This is a genomic window from Limimaricola cinnabarinus, from assembly GCF_002723615.1.
Taxonomy (GTDB): Bacteria; Pseudomonadota; Alphaproteobacteria; order Rhodobacterales; family Rhodobacteraceae; genus Limimaricola; species Limimaricola cinnabarinus_B.
In genome coordinates this window covers 1,831-2,732 of the sequence record NZ_KZ305010.1, presented here as the reverse complement: position 1 = coordinate 2,732, position 902 = coordinate 1,831, and the positions used below count along the sequence as shown (strand labels likewise).

Sequence of the window (902 nt, the reverse complement as noted above, 5' to 3'; positions counted from 1 at the left end):
CGGCGCTTGGGGTGAGAACCGGATCTTCGGCGAGGACGCCTTTATCCGAGCCTGGATGGTGGACATATCCTCCGATCACTACGAGCTGGACCTTTCGACCGCCCGGGAGCAGTTGGGCTGGCAGCCGCAGCACGGCCTGCGGGAAGACATGCCGCGCATCCTGCGAAATCTGAAGGATGATCCCTATCACTGGTATTCGGAAAACGGGCTGAATGCCGCGCGGGTTTCCGCGACCAAGGTGGTGCAGGCGAATGCCGAGCAGCACGGCGAGGACGACAGCCCCGCCGAAGCGGACTCGGCCGCGCGCGAGCACGACAACCACATGCGGATGATGCATTTCCAGATGCTCTGGGTGCATTGGCTGGTGGCCGGGCTGGGTCTTTGGCTGGCCACTGCGCCTTCCGTTTTCGGCACCTTCGACCAAACCGAGTTCAGCGCCGCCGTGCAGCGTGTCACCGAAGATCGTGGACTTTGGGCCGCGGCAACGCGCAGCTGGTTGACGGCCTGGAATGACGTTTTCACAGGACTGGCGATCACTGCCCTGGCGCTGATCTCGATGCGGCCTGGCAACGGTTGGGCGCAATGGGCCAACGCCGCGCTGGGGGTCTGGCTGTTGGCGGCGCCTTTGGTTTTCTGGACGCCGGACCCGGCGGTTTATGCGAACGACACATTGATCGGCGCGCTCGTCATCGCGCTGACCATCCTGATCCCGATGATGCCCGGCATGTCGCGCGAGGGCATGATGGATGAAGGCGACATACCGCCAGGCTGGACCTACTGTCCGTCCACCTATGTGCAAAGACTGCCGATCATCGCGCTCGGAGTGGTGGGCTTTCTTCTGTCGCGCATCCTGTCTGCCTATCAGTTGGGTCATGTCGACGGCATCTGGGAGCCATTCTTCT

General features: G+C 62.9%; 1 protein-coding gene. It reads left to right on the top strand.

What is annotated here, in order from left to right:
• Positions 1–902: SPW repeat domain-containing protein (locus CJ301_RS18425; protein WP_437438427.1), on the top strand; the 902-nt coding region annotated here is incomplete at both ends.